Here is an 18,666-nt window from a genome sequence, read left to right as displayed (position 1 = left end):
ATGGAAAAAATTATATTTGCGACGGGAAATGAACATAAAATGATAGAGATCCGTGCAATCCTGAGTGATCTGGGAGCAGAGATCCTGTCACAGAAAGAAGCGGGGATTAAGGCTGATGTAGTAGAAGACGGGGCAACTTTTGAAGAAAATGCCATGATCAAAGCTACAGAGATTGCAAAGATTGCAAATCAGATGCCAGAATATAAGAATGCAGTGGTTCTGGCAGATGACTCCGGACTTGAAATTGATTATTTGAACAAGGAACCGGGGATTTATTCTGCACGTTATATGGGAGAAGATACTTCCTATGACATTAAGAATCAGACATTACTGGATCGTCTTGAGGGAGTCCCTGATGAAAAACGTACGGCAAGATTTGTATGTGCGATTGCAGCGGCCATGCCGGATGGTTCCTGTGAAGTGGTAAGAGGTACTATGGAGGGAATTATTGGCCATGAGATCGCGGGAGAAAACGGATTTGGGTATGATCCGATATTCTTCCTTCCGGAGTATGGCTGTACAAGCGCAGAACTTTCACCGGAAAAGAAAAATGAACTGAGCCACAGAGGCGAGGGACTAAGAAAGATTCGTAAGATTCTGGAGCATAAATAAAAGTTAGGGTGAAGATATAGATATGAAAATATTGATCATAAGTGACACACATGGCTCTCATAAGAATTTTGACCGTGTAATAGAGAAAGAACGGCCCTTAGATATGCTGATCCATCTTGGAGATGTAGAGGGGGATGAGGATTATATTCCGGCTGTTGCAGATTGTCCGGTACATATGGTGCGTGGAAATAATGACTTTTTTTCAAATCTGCCTGGAGAAGAAGAATTCATGGTAGAGGGATATCATATATTTACAACGCACGGACACGGGTATTATGTATCTATGGGAGAAACGCGGTTGAAACAGGAGGCAAGAGGGCGAGGAGCGGATATTGTGATGTATGGCCATACGCATCGTCCGTTTTATGAAAAGGAAGAAGGGCTTATTACATTGAATCCGGGAAGCCTTTGTTATCCAAGACAGCCGGGGAGAAAGCCTAGTTATATGATCATGCAGATTGACAGTAACGGAAAACTTGAAATTACGCAGGAATATTTAAATTAGAATATAATAAAAAGTGCGGAAACCATTGATTTTTCAAGAAAATCCGCACTTTTGAAAAAAATATAAAAAAAACAAAAAAAGTTGTTGACAATTAGTATGAGGTCATATATAATATGTCTTGTGTCACGGAGCTGATACAAAATGTGACACAAAAGAAACACCATCGGGGTGTGGCTCAGCTTGGCTAGAGCGCCTGGTTTGGGACCAGGAGGTCGCAGGTTCGAATCCTGTCACCCCGATACGCTATGCGGGTGTAGTTCAATGGTAGAACACCAGCCTTCCAAGCTGGATACGTGGGTTCGATTCCCATCACCCGCTCTCCTGAAACAATTGTTTCGGGTTGTGGTTAAGAAATATGAGTCTGTAGCTCAGCTGGATAGAGCAACGGCCTTCTAAGCCGTAGGTCGAGGGTTCGAATCCCCCCAGGCTCGTTTAAACCACTAAATTTAATATGGTGATACTTAGTTGGACAAAAGACAGTTCGATAAGTAATATGGTGGGTATGGTGCAGTTGGTTAGCGCGCCAGATTGTGGTTCTGGATATCATGGGTTCGAGTCCCATTACCCACCCTTTTTCTTTTTTATTGGGCTATCGCCAAGCGGTAAGGCACAGGACTTTGACTCCTGCATTCGTTGGTTCGAATCCAACTAGCCCAGTTTATTATGGGCGTGTAGCTCAGGTGGTAGAGCACTTGACTTTTAATCAAGTTGTCCGGGGTTCGAATCCCCGCACGCTCAGTACGAATGCAGGTTTTTCAAAATGAAGAATCTGCATTTTGTTTACACGCGGATATGGCGGAATTGGCAGACGCGCTAGACTTAGGATCTAGTGTCCATGACGTGCAGGTTCAAGTCCTGTTATCCGCATTTGCAGAGACATTGCCGGTTGCAGGCAGTGTCTTTTTTGATACCAAAGTATGCAAGAGAAGTTGCCGGTTGCCAAAGCGCCCGTAAGGAGCTGCCGGTGGTAGATCCGGTAGGTGGCAAGTTCACTGTATAGCAAAATAAAAATCCTGAAGTTTTTCTTGATTAGAACTTCAGGATTTTTGTGTATAGCTTCTATATTATTTGATTATAAATTTACGTATGATACAGCTTACAACTCCGGCGATACAGATCGGAAGCAGTGTGTCTTTTAATCCGCCGTATACAGTCAGAGCATTATGAATACCCAGAAGTGCGGCAGGAGCCTGTGGGATGAGTACGGCAAACATTGCGGACAGATATGATCCGACAGCAATGATAATAAAGGATGTAAGTCCACGCCCATTATCAATACTGTTTCCTCTGCGTCCCTGTTTCTTGCTTCCTCCGAGAACGCAGAAAAAGATGATCACTTCATAGAGCAATAATACCGCACCAACCGCGAGATATGCGATCAGTTCCTGATCCGCTGATGTTAAGCGGGAAACAATATTGCCAAACGAACCGGCATTGGCCAGAAAATGCAGTCCCAAAAGATAGATGATCCAGGCAATCAGCAGAAGTGTTCCCATTCTTAACAGAAGATTGATGAATTTGAATAGGATCTTTCCTCCGGCTTTAGCGGTTTTTGCAACCGGTTTTGCAACATTTGGAACTTTTACACCACGATTTTTGCGGCTTTTTTTCTCTTTCTGTCGGTTGTTACGAGGATCGTCGCAGTCGTCTTCATACTCATTATCGTAGTCGTCTTCATATTCATCATCGTAAAGGTCATCATCCAGCTCGTCAAAGATGTCGTCATCATAGTAGGCGGTATCAAAGAAGTTATCTTTTTTACTTTGTTTTTTGTTTTTCTTACCAGCCTTCTTATTTTTATTCTTTAATTTCTTTGTTAGTCTGTCGTAATCATTTTTTTTGATGTAATCTGTATGATCAATATCCGATAATCCTGATAGTACATCGCGGTAGTCATCGTCATCATCAATAGAAATATCAGGAAGATCACCTTCGTAGATCACTTCGAAATCGTCGTCGAAGATATCGGAAGTAGATTGTGTTTTCTTCTTATTACTTAAACTCATTATTAGTCCCTCCTATTTATACCCATCTCTTATTCTATAATGTTTGAAAAAAACTCTCAAGAGTGGTCACAGAATATTCACGAAGTTGTAAGAAAAACTTTAGATTTGTATTACATGCAATAAAAGCTTAACAGATATGAAAAGATGTTTATTGAGAAATAAGAAAGAATCACGTATAATGAAGTTTATTAATATAATGATACGGGGATAAAATGTCTTTTGATCCTATTATCATATAATAAAAAGGAGAGAGTATATTTGACAGAGTTTTATTATTTTGCATTATCATTTTTTGTATATGGATTTCTGGGATGGTGTACGGAAGTTGCATATGCAGCTGTGAAACAGGGAAAATTCGTGAACCGAGGATTCTTAAACGGACCGATCTGTCCGGTATATGGAATCGGAGTTGGTGTTGTAGTACAGTTTCTGACACCGGTTGAGAATAATCTGGTATTATTGTATATCAGTTCGACCATACTTGTGACGGCAATAGAAGGAATTACCGGATTCCTGCTGGAGAAGATCTTTCATAATAAATGGTGGGATTATTCAGACCAGCCGTTGAATATCGGTGGATATGTATGCGTGTTGTTCTCATTGATATGGGGCGTGTTCTGTGTTCTGATCGTAAAAGTGATCCATCCGCTGATCTACAAGGTGTTGACAATGATTCCATTTGTTCTTGGAATTATAGTTATGGCATGTCTGGCTGTCGGACTTCTGGCAGACCTGTATGTAACAGCTTCCGCTATTCTGAAGATGAACCGCAAACTTGAAACGATGGAGAAGATTGCAGCCGAGCTGAAAGATCTGTCTAACAAGGTCGGAGAGAATATCTATGAAAATGTAATGGAAGGTATGGAATTCCAGGAAGAGAAGAAAGAGCAGCTTGGTAATGTAAGAGAAGAGCTGAAGGAACGTCTGGAGGAGCCGAAGGCGATCATGAATGGTCTCAGAGACGGAGTAAAGGAACGCCTGGAAGAACCAAAAGCCCGTATGGAGAAACTGGCTCCGAAGATCAATGTAGAAGAGATGAAGGCCCGTATGGAAGAGTTAAAAGCAAAATACGAAGAGATGGCAGAGAACCGTACAAAGGTTGGCGAACGTCTTGTGAAAGCGTTCCCGAAGATGCAGGTAAGGCAGCATAAGGAGATATTTGAGGAGCTGCGGGAGCGGGTGCGGCGGAGTAAATAAATGGCTATTTAGTTCATCAAACCGGCTATATACTGTGTTCTTCAAGGACCGAGAGGCCAACTTCGTTAATCAATTAAATAACAAAAAAACCTTGAAGAATGAATCTTCAAGGTTTTTTTCATGCGGAAAAAGGGACTTGAACCCTCACAGGATTGCTCCCACTAGAACCTGAATCTAGCGCGTCTGCCATTCCGCCATTTCCGCTTGACAAAAAGTATCTTACCATAGTCTGACGGAAAATGCAAACGTTTTTTGTAAAAAATTGAAATTTTTTTAATTTTTTCTTCAAATACGATTTTTAGCCGTTCTAATTAATCTCAATCCCATTTACCTCAAGATGATCATCAATCGCAATCACCAGACAGCGGCGGCCGTCAATCTCACGTGTCTCTACCAGATCGGCACGTTCGGGATTAACTTTGACTACCACGTCCGGTGTCTCAATCTGGAAAGTCTTAGCACTGGCAATGTTGGATGCAAGCAGTGTACCATGTACACCGACTGTTTCATCAAATTCATCATCGAATGATTCCAGCTTTTCTTCGGCAACACCGCTGCGTGTCAGGAGCTTCTTGACATCGGTCTTGGATAATTCCAGCGGTTCCGGTTCTTCCTTGGCCTGTTCGATCATTTCGTTTAAGTTATCGTGGATATTGCGGACCACTTCGTAGTTACTGTCTTCGCCGAGGGTGTCGCTTACGATTGCCTGGAAGGTTGTCTTCTGGTCGCCTGCAGTCAGTGGTGTTGTGCTTCCAAGGACATGTTCTACGAAATATGGCTGTAACTCTTCCGGTTTCTTCGTATAATAAAGAACATTATGTACATCGGCTGCACGATCCTGGAAGGCCGGGAATAAGAATCCTTTGACCGGAGCCTCTACGAACCAGTCGCGGATGCGGTCTTCGATGTTATTTGTCTGTGCATTGTATGTAAGTCCGGCTTTTGTAAGATTGACCGGGCAGATACTGCAGAGGATGTGTTCGTATACAGTGTCGGATGCATCTTCCATCTCCAGACCATCTTTCGTCTTGCCCGGAACATCGTATACGGCATGGATCAGGATGATATAGTAGTTCTCGCCGTATTCATAACTTTCCACAACTTTATCATAGAATTCTTCGAGAAGAAGGTCGTCCTGAAGCTTGCTGTTCTTTAATTTCATCAGAAATTCCTGTGTGCCGCCGTTCAATTCCTGGTCGAGTGGGAATTCCATGTTGATGAGGTTCTTTCCGATCGTTCCGGAAAGTGTATGTTTGAAGATATCAAAATATTTGAAAGCCTCTTCTTCCGGTAAAGATAAGAAGGCTTTTTTCATTTCCATTTTTTTCTCTTTTTCGTGATCGACATAGCATCCACAGATACGTGTGATGGCGCAATTTTCAGGAGAAAACTGTTTGCGGATCTCTAATACTTCTTTTTTGTTCATATTTGTCACTTCCTTATTATTATATGCTGGGAGGATATTTTAACCCCGGTATCATAAAATGTTAGCATATCAGCCGGGAAAAAACAATCATAGACCATTGTAAAAGATGGGGCGGGAACGTATAATAATAGATAGAATATGTCAAAATACGTAACTATTCAACACTGGAAAATATGGGGAAAGGGATAGTTATAGTAAAAAAGAAAGGGAAATAAGAATATGGGAAATATATTCGACATTTTAGGACCGGTGATGGTAGGTCCATCCAGCTCGCACACAGCGGGAGCAGTCAGGATAGGTATGGTTGCAAGACAGTTGTTCGGCCATCAGCCGGAGAGGGCAGAAGTCTATTTACATGGTTCTTTTGCTGCAACAGGAAAGGGGCATGGAACGGACCGGGCGCTGATCGCCGGATTATTGGGGATGATGCCGGACGATATGCGGATACCGGACAGCTACGAAGTTGCAAAAGACATGGGGATGGATTTTGTAATGAAGAATAAGAACATCAAGGGTGCACATCCGAATACTGCCCAGATTATTATGGAAGCAGAGGGCGTACCACAGATGAAAATCCAGGCACATTCCATCGGAGGCGGACGTATCTGCGTCTGTAAATTAGACGGGATTGATGTGAATTTCAGCGGAGAGAGCTGTACGCTTATTATCCGTAATGTGGACGAACCGGGACGAATCATGGAGGTTGCTGCTGCGCTCAGTAAAGCCGAGATCAATGTGGCGACCATGCAAGTGTTCCGTGACAAACGTGGCGGAACGGCCGTTATGGTGGTAGAGACAGACCAGGTGATCCCGCAGAGTGCGATCGATGAACTGGAGAGCAAGCCGGGAATTATCCGTGTGAAATTTCTTGATCCGAATGGATCGGTATAGATAATGGAGGAAAAGAACATATGTCATATCAGTCAATGGAAGAGGCGAAACTGAGAGGGGAAAAAGAGAACATTCCATTCTGGAAAGCAATCCAGTTAGAGGATGCACAGGAGAGGGATGTGAAGATAGAAGATTCCTGGGAAAAGATGAAGTATATGTGGCAGTCCATGCTGGATGCGCTGGATGCTTATGAACCAGACAAGGTATCAAGAAGTGGTCTGGTCGGAACAGAAGGCGGGCTTATGGACAATTACCGTGAGAATGAAGAACCGTTGTGTGGGGATTTTGTCTCAAAGGTGATGTCTAATGCACTGAAGATGGGGTGTAATAATGCCTGTATGAAACGAATTGTTGCGGCACCCACAGCAGGAGCCTGCGGTGTACTTCCGGCAGTACTTGTTACTTATTATAAAGAATATAATGTTCCGGAAGAAAAGATGATAGAAGCCATGTATGTGGCAGCCGGACTTGGTCAGATCATTGCCAACCGGGCATATCTTGCGGGAGCATCGGGAGGATGTCAGGCAGAGATTGGTTCCGGTTCGGGAATGGCAGCCGGGGCAATCTGTTATATCAAAGGCGGAGATACGGATCAGATCGGACATGCCTGTGCGATGGCATTGAAGAACCTGATGGGACTTGTATGTGATCCGGTAGGAGGTCTGGTAGAGGTACCGTGTGTGAAACGTAATGTAGGCGGTGCAGTGAATGCGCTGGCGGCAGCGGACATGGCACTGGCAGGGATTACAAGTAAGGTACCTGTTGACCAGGTGATAGATGCGATGAAAGAAGTCGGGGACAAGATGGACGTATCATTGAGAGAAACCGGTGTCGGTGGTGTTGCCGGAACAGCTGCAGCACAGGAAGTAGTAGAAAAATTAGGGATGTAGCGTAAGCTACATCCCCTTTTTAAGAGAGCGTTGTTTTTAAATCGGTGCTATGAAAATAAGCGTGTGCTTTATCGAATAATTTGTTGCACAGGACCGTATAAACAGAACCAAACAGGTTGGCACCAATTCGGAGTGCTACTGCGTATGGCATTCCAAACAGACCGGACGCAATGGAAAGCGCTCCAAATGTATTGAACACTGTCTGCCAGGAATATCCTGCCGAATATCCGACACCAATTCCGCCAATGATTCCGATATAGGCATACATAGACTTCGGAAGAACCGTATACAGAACAATGAATAACAGACCTCCTACGATGTTGAACATCCAACGCTTTCCGGAACGTGCGACACAGTCATTTGTAAACGGAAGACACACGGACATACATGCGATACCTGCCCACATAGCTCTTGGAAGTCCGAGCAGGGACATGATGAGCATCGCTGATGATACGATGAATGTCAGCTTGATATACCATCTGCTGCGTGCGGAATGAATGTTGAATTCCTGGAACAGATGAGAAAATTTACGCCGGTAAGGACGGTTCTTCTGATTCTTATAGAAAATGATCATGCAGAGGATCATTCCGACAAGGAGTCCTTCCAGTCTTAAAATGTAGGCATGTCCGCTTACATCATATCCAAATAATAATAGATAGCCAAGGACAAAAGTAGAGTGATTGTACATGATCACATTGTGGCATCCGAGGATCATCAGCAGCATGATACAGACCACATTGACAAAGAATGCCGGAACCGGGGATACCATGTTGGCAAGACGGGGACCCGCCATAAGGATTGCGTAGATACCTGCGATAGAGGCAAGTCCGTGTGTGGTACGGATTCCGAAATCGGCCTGCCTGAGAACCAGCACGGCCAGAAGCACGGTAACTCCGACAACACTGTTGTCATTTCCGATGAATTTACTATATAAAGATACAACGGCGACACAGAATACCATTACAAGATATACTTTAAAGTTGTAAATGAGTATGTGACGGCGTTTTTCTTTTTTATCGGTTGTGTTTTTAATCAGCTGTTTAGAGCCGGTCGAGCTTAGTTGTAGTTCCTGGTAAAATGTCATAATAAAATCTCCTTTATTTTTTTTGTGAAGAAAGAATCTCGTTCGCTTCACGGATTAGTTGGAATAAAGTCTCGAATTTCTCTTTCTTCATATTTTTCTGTAATGTATAGAGTGGATCCAGATAGTAATAGTACATACGGTCAATCTCATCTTTTCCGGCACCGGTAATGCGGATGCAGTAACTGCGGCGGTCGGACGCAGAGGCCTCTTTACAGATAAACCCTTTGGATTCCAGATGGTCGGTCAGGCGGCTTACGATAGTCTTACTGATGCCCATAGCGTTGGTAATCTGTCTTGGGGTCAGTGGTTCTTCCGAAAGCGCGATCCGGAACAGAAAATCAATCTCCTGAGCAGAAGTGTGCTCTGATTTTCCGGATTTCCGGATCGCCATACTTGCGAAATGCCGGAGGTCGCCTTGTTTTGATACGATATCGGTCCAGTTTTTGTCTTTCATAGTTGCTCCTTTATAATAGTTTACTTTGTAAACAATTGCGATAAGTACTATAATAGATATAGGAGAAAATGTCAAGGGGATCTATGGAAGTACCTTTGGTTTATAAAAATAAAAAAGTTTGTAACGAATTGAGGAAAAATGACTCTTAATAGTAAAAGAAGATATAAATGAGAGAAGAGAGGTGAGTTCATGGAATCTTTTGAGGAAGTATATCAGAAATATTTAAAAGAGGTATATTGTTTTCTGCTGAGATTATCCGGAGACAGAGAAATAGCAGAAGAACTTACCCCAGCAGACATTTGCCATTGCATTTGAAAAATTGGAAAATTTCAGAGGTGAATGTAAATTATCGGTGTGGTTATGTCAGATTGCGAAGCATGAATATTATGCGTGGACAAAAAAGCAGAAAAGATATGCAAATAAATTAGATGAAAATCATGCAGATCAAGGGGAGGATTTATTAAATGGCATAATCAATCAGGAAAATGGACAGATCATCCGAAAGATTCTACATGACTTACAGGAACCGTACAAAGAAGTATTCATGCTGCGGGTGATGGGAGAGGTATCATACAGAGATATCGGACAGTTATTTTCAAAAAGTGAAAGCTGGGCGAGAGTGACCTATTACAGAGCCAAGAAAATGATTGTAGAAAAGATGGGAGGCGCAGGCAATGATGAAATGTGAGATTATCAGAGATCTGATACCGTTATATCTGGATAAGGTATGCAGCGAAGATAGCAGAAAACTGGTGGAAGAGCATTTAGCAGAATGTAGTGAATGCAGGAAATATATGAAAGAATTAGAGACGGAACTGGAAGCGGTGAAACAGAAAAAAGAAGAAGATCTGGATGAAAAGCGGTTGTTACAGGAAGGAGCGGAGCGTATGAAGGAAATCGGCAGGAAAAGTATCGTAGATAAGATGATTATTGTGGATACATTACTAAATTTCTTATTGATTGTAACGGCTGTAGTATTGTGCAAACGGCAGATAGATATCGAAGGTGCCGATGCGGGATATTATATAGCAGCCATGGTATTCAGCTTTGGATTTATTATCGCATTCTTCATATGTGACTGCATCACACTGGTTCAGAAATGGAAGAGAAGAAAAATGCAGACGGAGTGGGAGTATAAACAGATCCCGATCTGTGAAAGTTATGCGAAGATATCTATAGGCGTAAAAGTAATCATTGTATTTATGCTGGTATGTGCGGCTTGTATATTGGGATTTTCACAGTTTGGAGGAATGTTTTCTATTTAATGCATTATGGCGGCTGTCACCGATCGGAATAAACTTACAAGGTCCTATCCTGTGCTGACTCCAACATGGGGAAATTCTAAAGCAAAAAAGTCTCTAAAAACGAGCTCACAAAAAATCCAAACTCGACATTCGTCTCAGACAGTGGATTTTTTGTGAGCAAACGGTCAACTTTTTTACTTAAGAATTACCAACCATGAGTCCGTATGCACAGGATAGGACCTTGTAAGTTTATTCCTGCGGTTTCGCATGCCATAATAATTAAATGGAGAACTGTAAGCTTTTATTAGGGTTCGGGGATTTGGCCTAGTGAATTAAATAGAAACTTGACAACTATAGTTGTCATCTGTTAGAATTTAAATGACAAGAAAAGTTGTCAAAATATGATTGATAAAGGAGATGAGCATTTGCCTTTACTAAACCGATTGAAGGAATACAGATCAAGACTTGGCGTCAATCAGACCGAGATGGGAAAGCTCGCAGGCGTATCCAGACAGACGATCAGCCAGATAGAGAGAGGAGACTATTCGCCGTCAGTAACACTTGCATTAAAGCTTGCGAAGATTTGTGAAGTCAATGTAGAAGATATTTTTATATATGAGGAGGAGATAAACGATGAAGGAAAAGAAAAGTAGTTATTTTACAGCAACGTGGAAGATGCTTGCGGCAGTGATAATCGGGGGAATCGCCGGAGGCGTGTCGGTAGTCATCTATGAACTGATGAAAAAAGGAATAGATGCAGGAATCAGAACGATTAACGGAACGATTCAGCAATATATATTTCCAGCTCTGATTATAATCGCGGTTGTTACGGTAGTTGTTGGTGAATACAGTTTATACCGGTTAAAGAATGCATACAAAGAAATGAAGGATGCAGATGAGGACAGATTCTATGAACTGGATTACGAAGAAGAAAAATGGGGAGCGTGGACCAGTGGGGTTAATTTGGTGTCACAGGTGGCCTGCATCATAATTTTATCCTTTGGATATTCTTTGAAGTATATAGAATCAGGAAAATCCAGATATTTTTTATTCGCCTGCATTATATTTATACTGTGCTATTTCTACGATATTTATCTTTCTGTACGTTATGTAAAAGCGATACAGGCGGCACATCCGGAGAAAAAAGGTGATCCAACTTCAAGCAAATTTACGGAACAGTGGGTGGAAAGCTGTGATGAAGCAGAAAAAGAAATTATATACAAAAGTGCATATAAGACGTATATTGTATTGAACAAAGTAATACCGATATTATTGTTGCTTACATTAATAGCAAATATGTTCTTGAATACTGGTATATTGGCGGTTCTTGTTGTAGCTGTCATTTATCTGGTCACAGGAATGACGTATATCAGATCCAGCATGGTTTCTAAAGCAAAAAGGATTGGATAAAATAAAAAGTCATATTAGGTGAATGCATCAGATAAAACTGGTGCATTCATGATTATAACATATCATTCTATATTATAATTCGTTGAGTTAAGGAACATTTCGTTCCAATCATGAAATACATCGATAAATATATCAAAATTTTTCAAAATATATAACAAAAGAATAAGCAAATAAATGTTGAATTATCAGATATTCGAAATGTGGGATTCCATTATGAAGGATGGAAACGGAAGATTAAAATCATTTGCAAATATACTTGATAATATAATTATTATCGCATTGAAATACTGTAAAGATAAGTTTATACTGAGAGGAGAAGCCTATGAATAATACGAATTTGTTAAAGACAGGTTTTGTTAATGAACGGTTCCGATATTATGAGAAGTTAGTCGCAGAGCTGACAATGATGAGTGATATGTTCATGCGGAACGTGTTAAATATTCTGGAATGTGCGGAATATGTATTAAGAGTTATTACTGAAAATGATGATCTGGAATTAACAGAAGTCGTTGTTCAGAAAGATTACAAGAATTTACAGGGAAGATCGGCTGTACTTGACTGTGTGGCTGTGAATGGCAGAAAAGAAATATATGATATAGAAGTACAGCAGGAAAAAGCCGGAGCAGGCCCAAAAAGATTGCGCTACCACAGCAGTATAATAGACGCACATAGTCTGTTTGCGGGAGAAGATTTTGAAAAACTGCCGGAATCAAAGGTTATTTTTATCGTAGATGAGGAAGTAGAAAATGAAGTTGCACCCATCTTACATATCAAACGGACTGTAAGAGAAACCGGCAGAGATTATAATGATAAAAGCGAAATTATATATATTAACGCCCGGATGAAAGAAAATACAGATCTGGGCAGATTGATGCATGATTTTCATTGTACAAAGGCAGAAGACATGTATAGCAAAGTATTGGCAGAGCGGGTAAGAGTATTGAAAGAGACACAGGAAGGAGTGGAGATTATGTGTAAAGAGATGGATAAGATTTACAAAGCGGGAGAGTTAATAGGAGAAGAGCGTGGAAAAGAAAAAGGAAAATATGAAACAGCAATGAAGTTGCTTGAATTAGGAGCAAGGGAAGACATGATTGCAGAAGCAGTAGGACATAGTGTAGAAGAAATAAAACGTTGGAAGAACGATATGAAACGTCAGTAATGATATTGTAAAAAATTAGAAAGATGGAAAAGGAGAATCTATGATGAAAGTATTTGCATACAGAAAATGCAGCACCTGTATGAAAGCATTAAAGTGGCTGGAAGTACACAACGTAGAATTTGAAGAACGAGCAATTAAAGAAGAAAATCCAACTTACGAAGAATTAAAAGAATGGTACACAATGAGCGGACTTCCACTCAAAAAGTTCTTCAATACCAGTGGTATGATATACAAACAGATGAACCTGAAAGACAAATTAAAAGAAATGACCGAAGACGACCAGTTAAAACTCCTGGCAACCGACGGAATGCTCGTAAAACGCCCATTAGTAATCGGAGATAATTTCGTTCTGACCGGCTTCAAAGAAAAAGAATGGGAAGAGAAACTGCTATAAGTTAAAATATATTATCATAATTATATGAATTTCAGGTAAACACCAGACGCCCGGAAAAATAAAAATATATTTTGATATTCAAAATACTTGACAAACAAAATTTCTTGATATATACTTTGAAAGTCAAAATAATTTAGAATCAAAATAAATCAGAGGTATTTATAATGACTGGAAGAATATGTGGGACAGGATCTTGCGTACCATCATTTGCAATGGACAACAATGACATTGCGAAACTGGTTGATACCAGTGATGAGTGGATCCGGGAGAGAACCGGAGTCGTGAGACGTCATATTATCAGAGAAGAGACGACGGTATCCATGGCAGCCGAAGCCGGAAGGCAGGCACTTGAAAATGCGGGAATTGCTGCAGAAGATGTGGATCTGATCATCGTGTCTACGATTTCTTCAAATGTAATACTTCCCTGTACAGCCTGTGAAGTGCAGAAAGACCTTGGGGCAAAGCATGCGACATGTTTTGATCTGAGTGCGGCATGCACTGGATTTGTGGTTGCTTATAATACGGCAGCGGCTTATCTGAATGCGGGCGTGTATCAGACTGCACTGATCATTGGCAGCGAGAGTTTATCGAATCTGACGAACTGGAAGGACCGCGGGACGTGTATCCTGTTCGGGGATGGCGCAGGAGCGGCAGTGCTGAAACGCGAAGATACGGAATATTATCTTCCGGTAACACACTCCGATGGTTTTAGAGGAGAAGCACTTCGCTGTAAAAGCAGATATGACAGAAGTGAATTATCACCGGAAGATATGCCAAAGCCGGAAGAAAAAGAATATCTGATGCAGATGGATGGAAGAGAAGTATTTATGTTTGCTGTAAAGAGCGTGCCGCAGGCAATAAAAGAAGTATTGGAAAAGAATGACACGGCACAGGAAGAAATCAGTTTTTACATCTTGCATCAGGCGAACAGAAGAATTGTAGAAGCAATCGCAAAGCGGCTGGGTGAACCGATAGAAAAATTTCCGATGAATCTGGAAGAATACGGAAATACATCTTCCGCAAGTATTCCAATTCTTCTCGATGAACTGAACCGAGCCGGGAAACTGAACAGAGGACAGAAGATTATCCTGGCAGGATTTGGTGCAGGACTCACCTGGGGGGCCAGCATTCTGGAGTGGTAAGAAGCCTCAGATAAGCAACCCTTATAAGTGCAAAAGAATTAAAAAGGAACCAAAGCTAAAAAAGAGAGACAAAAACAGAAATAAAAGGAGAACAAAGATATGTTAGAACAGATTAAAAAAATGGTAGCAGATAACTTAGGAGTAGAGGAAAGCAAAATCACAGAAAACGCATCATTCAAAGATGACCTCGGAGCAGATTCCTTAGATCTTTTTGAACTGACAATGGCACTGGAAGATGAATATGGAATCGAGATTCCGTCGGAAGATCTGGAAAAGATCGTAACAGTCGGTGATGTTGTAGAGTATGTGAACGCTCATAAAGAGTAAGAAAATTATAAAAAGACAGGGAGTATAGAGATTATGCAGACAGAAGTAACCAGATTATTAGGAATTGAATACCCGATCATTCAGGGCGGTATGGCCTGGGTGGCAGAATACCATCTGGCAGCAGGTGTATCCGAAGCCGGCGGACTGGGACTCATCGGTGCAGCAAGTGCTCCGGCAGACTGGGTAAGAGATCAGGTACGCAAGGCAAAAGAACTGACAGACAAACCATTCGGTGTCAACATCATGCTGATGAGTCCTTATGCAGATGAAGTTGCAAAGGTGATTGTCGAAGAAGGCGTAAAGGTTGTTACCACCGGTGCGGGTAATCCGGAGAAATACATGAAGATGTGGAAGGAAGCCGGCGTAAAGGTTATTCCGGTCGTTGCTTCTGTGGCCCTGGCAAAAAGAATGGAACGCTGTGGTGCGGATGCACTGGTAGCAGAAGGTTGTGAAGCCGGCGGACATATCGGCGAGAGTACAACGATGGTACTTGTTCCACAGATTGTAGATGCAGTCAGTATTCCGGTTATTGCAGCCGGAGGAATTGCCGATGGAAGAGGAATTGCTGCGGCATTCATGCTGGGAGCAAAAGGCGTCCAGATGGGAACACATTTTGTTGTAACAGATGAATCCCAGGTACATGAGAATTACAAAGAAAGAATCATCAAAGCGAAGGATATTGATTCCAGAGTAACAGGAAGAACCACAGGACATCCGGTCAGAGCCCTTCGCAATGATATGACGAGAAAATATCTGGAACTGGAAAATGCCGGAGCAGAATTCGAAGAACTGGAAAAGCTCACACTTGGCGGCCTCAGAAAAGCAGTCGTAGAGGGTGATGTAAAGAACGGAAGCGTAATGGCAGGACAGATTGCCGGCATGGTAAAAGAAAGAATGTCATGTAAAGATCTGATCCAGAAACTGGTAACAGAGACAGATGCATTAATCGGAGGACAGGGATTCTATGAGTAAGATTGCATTTATTTATCCGGGACAGGGTGCTCAGAAAGCTGGCATGGGAGCCGACTTTTATGAAAACAGTGAGATTGCAAGATACATATTTGACCAGGCAGGTGAGGAACTTGATCTGGATATGAAGGAACTTTGCTTTGAAGAAAATGACAGGCTGGATTTGACGGAATATACACAGGCAGCAATGGTCACGACCTGTCTGGCAATGACAAGAGTTGCGGAAAGTAAAGGACTGAAAGCAGATATCACAGCAGGATTAAGCCTGGGAGAATACCCGGCGATCGCAGCTGCCGGAGGAATGAACGATATGGATGCGATCCGCCTGGTAAGAAAAAGAGGAATCCTGATGCAGAACACGGTTCCGGCAGGAGAAGGAGCCATGTGTGCGGTCATTTCTATGGCGGCAGAGGAAATCGAAAAAGTGATCGAACCGATTGCTGATGTGTCGGTCGCGAACTATAACTGTCCGGGACAAATCGTCATCACCGGTAAGACAGACGCTGTAGAAGAAGCGGCTGCAAAGTTAAAAGAAGCAGGGGCGAGACGCACCATTATGTTAAATGTCAGCGGACCGTTCCATTCTCAGATGCTGGTTCCGGCAGGAGAGAAACTGGCGGAAGAACTGGAACATACCAGATTTCACGAATTAAGAATTCCGTATGTAACGAATGTAACAGCAGAGAAGGTAACAGACATCAGAGAAACTCCGGGACTTCTTACGACACAGATCAGTTCACCGGTGCGCTGGATGCAGAGCATGGAACGCATGATCGCAGACGGTGTTGATACATTTGTTGAGATCGGACCGGGCAAGACACTGGAAGGATTTTTAAGAAAAATCGACCGAAGTGTGAAAGTATTCCACATTTCCCAGTGGGAGGATGTGGATAAAGTCTGCACCGAACTTGCAGATAGTGGAAAGATGATGGAGGAAGCTTAAAGATGAGTCAGACAATGGAAGGAAAAGTTGCAGTTGTAACCGGAGCGTCCAGAGGAATCGGAAAAGCAATCGCTGTAAAGCTTGCATCAAAAGGAGCAACAGTTGTGATCAACTATAACGGTTCCAGAGAAAGAGCCGAAGAAGTAAAGAATGAAGTTGAGTCTGCAGGCGGTAAAGCGGTGATCATACAATGTAATGTGGCCGATTTTGATGCCTGTAAAGAATTCATCGAGACGGTGATCAAGGAGCAGGGAAGAATTGATATTCTGGTTAATAATGCAGGAATCACAAAGGATGGACTCCTTATGAAGATGTCAGAAGAAGATTTTGATAAGGTATTGGACACAAACTTGAAGGGAACATTTCATACAATAAGAGCTGCGCTCCGCCAGATGATCCGCCAGAGAAGCGGACGCATCATAAATATGGCATCTGTTGTAGGTGTCAGCGGTAATGCAGGACAGGCAAATTATGCGGCGTCCAAAGCAGGTGTGATCGGACTGACCAAAACAGCAGCCAGAGAAGTGGCATCCAGAGGAATCACGGTCAATGCAGTTGCACCGGGATTTATCGAGACCGACATGACAGAAGTACTTCCGGAAAAGATAAAAGAAGCGTCTGCCGCACAGATTCCGCTTGGAAAATTCGGAAAAGCAGAAGATGTGGCGAATGCGGTTGCATTTCTTGCGTCAGAGGATGCGGGATATATTACTGGACAGGTATTGCATGTAGACGGCGGTATGGTGATGTAAAGGAGATTAAGATATATGAAGAGAAGAGTTGTAGTGACAGGACTTGGAGCAGTGACTCCGATCGGAAATACGGTAGAGGAGTTCTGGAGCGGCATCAAAGAAGGAAAAGTGGGAATCGGAGAGATTACCAAATTCGACACCACAGAATATAAAGTAAAGATTGCAGCAGAGGTAAAAGATTTTCAGGCAAAAGACAGAATGGATTTTAAGGCAGCAAGAAGAATGGAACCATTTTCCCAGTATGCGGTGGCAGCGGCAAAAGAAGCATTCGAAGATGCCGGACTTGATATGTCAAAGGAAGATCCGTTCCGTGTCGGTGTAATTGTGGGTTCCGGTATCGGAAGCCTGCAGGCTGTAGAAAAAGAATACGAAAAAATCCGGACTAAAGGACCGGGAAGAGTTAATCCGCTTCTGGTTCCGATGATGATCTCGAACATGGCAGCAGGAAATATTTCCATTCAGCTCGGTCTGAAGGGAAAATGTACGAATGTCGTTACAGCATGTGCCAGTGGAACAAACTGCATCGGTGATGCATTCCGTGCGATCCAGTATGGTGACGCAGAAGTGATGCTGGCGGGTGGAGCAGAAGGATGTATCTGTGAGACCGGAGTCGCAGGATTCACAAGTCTGACAGCACTTTCGACTTCTACAGATCCGATGAAGGCATCCAGACCATTTGATAAAGACAGGGATGGATTCGTTCTCGGAGAAGGTGCAGGTGTAGTTGTTCTGGAAGAACTGGAACATGCAAAACAACGTGGTGCAGTCATCTATGCTGAACTTGTCGGATACGGTTCTACGGGAGATGCATATCACATTACTTCTCCGGCAGAAGACGGAAGCGGTGCAGCCAAAGCAATGGAACTTGCGATGGAAGAAGGCGGAATCGAACCTTCCCAGGTGGATTACATCAACGCACACGGAACCAGTACACATCACAATGACCTGTTCGAGACACGTGCGATCAAACTGGCTCTTGGCGATGCGGCAAAAGATGTTGTGATCAACTCGACAAAATCCATGATCGGCCATCTGCTCGGTGCGGCTGGAGGTGTGGAATTTATCACTTGTGTGAAGACAATCCAGGACAACTTCATCCATCAGACAGTCGGAACGGAAACTCCGGATGAAGAGTGTGACCTGAACTATGCGATCGGTGCGCCGGTAGAAAAAGAAGTCAATTATGTACTGACAAATTCACTTGGATTTGGCGGACATAATGCGGTGTTACTGTTAAAGAGATATGAAGACTAGCGGA

The 18,666-nt window shown here is 42.6% G+C and carries 21 protein-coding genes and 8 tRNA genes; 24 read left to right on the top strand and 5 right to left on the bottom strand.

Annotated features, from left to right (window positions below; translation table 11 throughout):
- The 9 genes from rdgB to NQ508_RS12015 all read left to right on the top strand — a co-directional run bounded on the left by rdgB (window position 1) and on the right by NQ508_RS12015 (window position 1,984).
- Window positions 1-612 carry an RdgB/HAM1 family non-canonical purine NTP pyrophosphatase gene (rdgB, locus tag NQ508_RS12055; RefSeq protein ID WP_006428193.1) on the top strand — a complete coding sequence of 204 codons (612 nt, stop codon included), beginning with the start codon at window positions 1-3 and terminating at the stop codon, window positions 610-612.
- Window positions 613-634: 22 nt separating this feature from the next.
- Window positions 635-1,117 carry a metallophosphoesterase gene (locus NQ508_RS12050; RefSeq protein WP_006428194.1) on the top strand — a complete coding sequence of 161 codons (483 nt, stop codon included), beginning with the start codon at window positions 635-637 and terminating at the stop codon, window positions 1,115-1,117.
- Between the two features lie 164 nt (window positions 1,118-1,281).
- A tRNA-Pro gene (locus tag NQ508_RS12045) sits at window positions 1,282-1,356 on the top strand.
- 8 nt (window positions 1,357-1,364) lie between these two features.
- Window positions 1,365-1,435, top strand: a tRNA-Gly gene (locus NQ508_RS12040).
- A 39-nt stretch (window positions 1,436-1,474) separates the two neighbouring features.
- Window positions 1,475-1,548, top strand: a tRNA-Arg gene (locus tag NQ508_RS12035).
- A gap of 65 nt (window positions 1,549-1,613) precedes the next feature.
- A tRNA-His gene (locus NQ508_RS12030) sits at window positions 1,614-1,687 on the top strand.
- Window positions 1,688-1,702: 15 nt separating this feature from the next.
- A tRNA-Gln gene (locus NQ508_RS12025) sits at window positions 1,703-1,774 on the top strand.
- An 8-nt stretch (window positions 1,775-1,782) separates the two neighbouring features.
- Window positions 1,783-1,855 (top strand) — tRNA-Lys (locus NQ508_RS12020).
- A gap of 48 nt (window positions 1,856-1,903) precedes the next feature.
- Window positions 1,904-1,984, top strand: a tRNA-Leu gene (locus NQ508_RS12015).
- Window positions 1,985-2,181: 197 nt separating this feature from the next.
- Here NQ508_RS12015 and NQ508_RS12010 read toward each other — a convergent pair.
- Window positions 2,182-3,123: a hypothetical protein gene (locus NQ508_RS12010; protein WP_006428196.1), complete on the bottom strand. Its 942-nt coding sequence runs from the start codon at window positions 3,121-3,123 to the stop codon at window positions 2,182-2,184.
- Window positions 3,124-3,381: 258 nt separating this feature from the next.
- On the opposite strand from NQ508_RS12010, the gene NQ508_RS12005 reads away from it, so the two are divergent.
- Window positions 3,382-4,320 (top strand): putative ABC transporter permease, encoded by a 939-nt coding sequence (locus tag NQ508_RS12005; protein ID WP_022415913.1) that lies wholly within the window; start codon window positions 3,382-3,384, stop codon window positions 4,318-4,320.
- A 121-nt stretch (window positions 4,321-4,441) separates the two neighbouring features.
- Here NQ508_RS12005 and NQ508_RS12000 read toward each other — a convergent pair.
- Window positions 4,442-4,524: transfer RNA gene (locus NQ508_RS12000), tRNA-Leu, on the bottom strand.
- A 103-nt stretch (window positions 4,525-4,627) separates the two neighbouring features.
- On the bottom strand, window positions 4,628-5,746 hold the full coding sequence (locus tag NQ508_RS11995; protein WP_006428198.1) for a DUF4317 domain-containing protein: 1,119 nt from the start codon (window positions 5,744-5,746) through the stop codon (window positions 4,628-4,630).
- A gap of 219 nt (window positions 5,747-5,965) precedes the next feature.
- Here NQ508_RS11995 and sdaAB point away from each other — a divergent pair, with 219 nt between their 5' ends.
- Window positions 5,966-6,637: an L-serine ammonia-lyase, iron-sulfur-dependent subunit beta gene (gene sdaAB / locus NQ508_RS11990; RefSeq protein WP_006428199.1), complete on the top strand. Its 672-nt coding sequence runs from the start codon at window positions 5,966-5,968 to the stop codon at window positions 6,635-6,637.
- A 20-nt stretch (window positions 6,638-6,657) separates the two neighbouring features.
- On the top strand, window positions 6,658-7,527 hold the full coding sequence (gene sdaAA / locus NQ508_RS11985) for an L-serine ammonia-lyase, iron-sulfur-dependent, subunit alpha (RefSeq protein WP_022415912.1): 870 nt from the start codon (window positions 6,658-6,660) through the stop codon (window positions 7,525-7,527).
- 19 nt (window positions 7,528-7,546) lie between these two features.
- Here sdaAA and NQ508_RS11980 read toward each other — a convergent pair whose 3' ends face one another.
- Together NQ508_RS11980 and NQ508_RS11975 are read right to left on the bottom strand one after the other, a co-directional pair.
- Window positions 7,547-8,611 (bottom strand): FUSC family protein, encoded by a 1,065-nt coding sequence (locus NQ508_RS11980; protein ID WP_006428201.1) that lies wholly within the window; start codon window positions 8,609-8,611, stop codon window positions 7,547-7,549.
- 13 nt (window positions 8,612-8,624) lie between these two features.
- Window positions 8,625-9,065, bottom strand: a complete 441-nt coding sequence (locus tag NQ508_RS11975) for a MarR family winged helix-turn-helix transcriptional regulator (RefSeq protein ID WP_006428202.1) — start codon at window positions 9,063-9,065, stop codon at window positions 8,625-8,627.
- A gap of 319 nt (window positions 9,066-9,384) precedes the next feature.
- Here NQ508_RS11975 and NQ508_RS11970 point away from each other — a divergent pair, with 319 nt between their 5' ends.
- From NQ508_RS11970 to fabF, 12 genes are all read left to right on the top strand, one after another.
- Window positions 9,385-9,753 carry an RNA polymerase sigma factor gene (locus NQ508_RS11970; protein WP_242654776.1) on the top strand — a complete coding sequence of 123 codons (369 nt, stop codon included), beginning with the start codon at window positions 9,385-9,387 and terminating at the stop codon, window positions 9,751-9,753.
- A complete protein-coding gene (locus tag NQ508_RS11965) occupies window positions 9,740-10,330 on the top strand; it encodes a zf-HC2 domain-containing protein (protein ID WP_006428205.1) in 591 nt (196 codons plus the stop codon). The genes NQ508_RS11970 and NQ508_RS11965 overlap by 14 nt, the downstream gene beginning before the upstream one ends.
- A gap of 404 nt (window positions 10,331-10,734) precedes the next feature.
- Entirely contained in the window at window positions 10,735-10,962 is a 228-nt protein-coding gene (locus NQ508_RS11960; RefSeq protein WP_022415909.1) for a helix-turn-helix transcriptional regulator, read from the top strand.
- Complete coding sequence (locus NQ508_RS11955; RefSeq protein WP_006428207.1) at window positions 10,943-11,719, top strand: DUF3169 family protein; 777 nt, start codon at window positions 10,943-10,945, stop codon at window positions 11,717-11,719. The genes NQ508_RS11960 and NQ508_RS11955 overlap by 20 nt, the downstream gene beginning before the upstream one ends.
- A 322-nt stretch (window positions 11,720-12,041) precedes the next feature.
- Window positions 12,042-12,881, top strand: a complete 840-nt coding sequence (locus NQ508_RS11950) for a PD-(D/E)XK nuclease family transposase (protein WP_006428209.1) — start codon at window positions 12,042-12,044, stop codon at window positions 12,879-12,881.
- A 43-nt stretch (window positions 12,882-12,924) separates the two neighbouring features.
- The gene (locus NQ508_RS11945) at window positions 12,925-13,275 is read left to right on the top strand and encodes an arsenate reductase family protein (RefSeq protein ID WP_044920331.1); all 351 of its coding nucleotides are present in this window, start codon (window positions 12,925-12,927) and stop codon (window positions 13,273-13,275) included.
- 164 nt (window positions 13,276-13,439) lie between these two features.
- A complete protein-coding gene (locus tag NQ508_RS11940) occupies window positions 13,440-14,417 on the top strand; it encodes a beta-ketoacyl-ACP synthase III (protein ID WP_022415906.1) in 978 nt (325 codons plus the stop codon).
- A gap of 99 nt (window positions 14,418-14,516) precedes the next feature.
- Window positions 14,517-14,744: an acyl carrier protein gene (locus tag NQ508_RS11935; RefSeq protein ID WP_006428212.1), complete on the top strand. Its 228-nt coding sequence runs from the start codon at window positions 14,517-14,519 to the stop codon at window positions 14,742-14,744.
- A gap of 33 nt (window positions 14,745-14,777) precedes the next feature.
- The gene (gene fabK / locus NQ508_RS11930; protein ID WP_006428213.1) at window positions 14,778-15,716 is read left to right on the top strand and encodes an enoyl-[acyl-carrier-protein] reductase FabK; all 939 of its coding nucleotides are present in this window, start codon (window positions 14,778-14,780) and stop codon (window positions 15,714-15,716) included.
- Window positions 15,709-16,656, top strand: coding sequence for an ACP S-malonyltransferase (gene fabD, locus NQ508_RS11925; protein WP_006428214.1), 948 nt, complete (start codon window positions 15,709-15,711; stop codon window positions 16,654-16,656). The genes fabK and fabD overlap by 8 nt, the downstream gene beginning before the upstream one ends.
- Before the next feature lie 2 nt (window positions 16,657-16,658).
- The gene (fabG, locus tag NQ508_RS11920) at window positions 16,659-17,408 is read left to right on the top strand and encodes a 3-oxoacyl-[acyl-carrier-protein] reductase (protein ID WP_006428215.1); all 750 of its coding nucleotides are present in this window, start codon (window positions 16,659-16,661) and stop codon (window positions 17,406-17,408) included.
- Window positions 17,409-17,423: 15 nt separating this feature from the next.
- Window positions 17,424-18,662, top strand: coding sequence for a beta-ketoacyl-ACP synthase II (fabF, locus tag NQ508_RS11915; protein ID WP_006428216.1), 1,239 nt, complete (start codon window positions 17,424-17,426; stop codon window positions 18,660-18,662).
- Window positions 18,663-18,666: the final 4 nt, after the last annotated feature.

The organism is Dorea longicatena (assembly GCF_025150085.1).
Classification (GTDB): domain Bacteria; phylum Bacillota; class Clostridia; order Lachnospirales; family Lachnospiraceae; genus Dorea_A; species Dorea_A longicatena.
The sequence above is the reverse complement of the archived record's forward strand: the minus strand, read 5'-3'. Positions and strand labels throughout refer to the sequence as shown.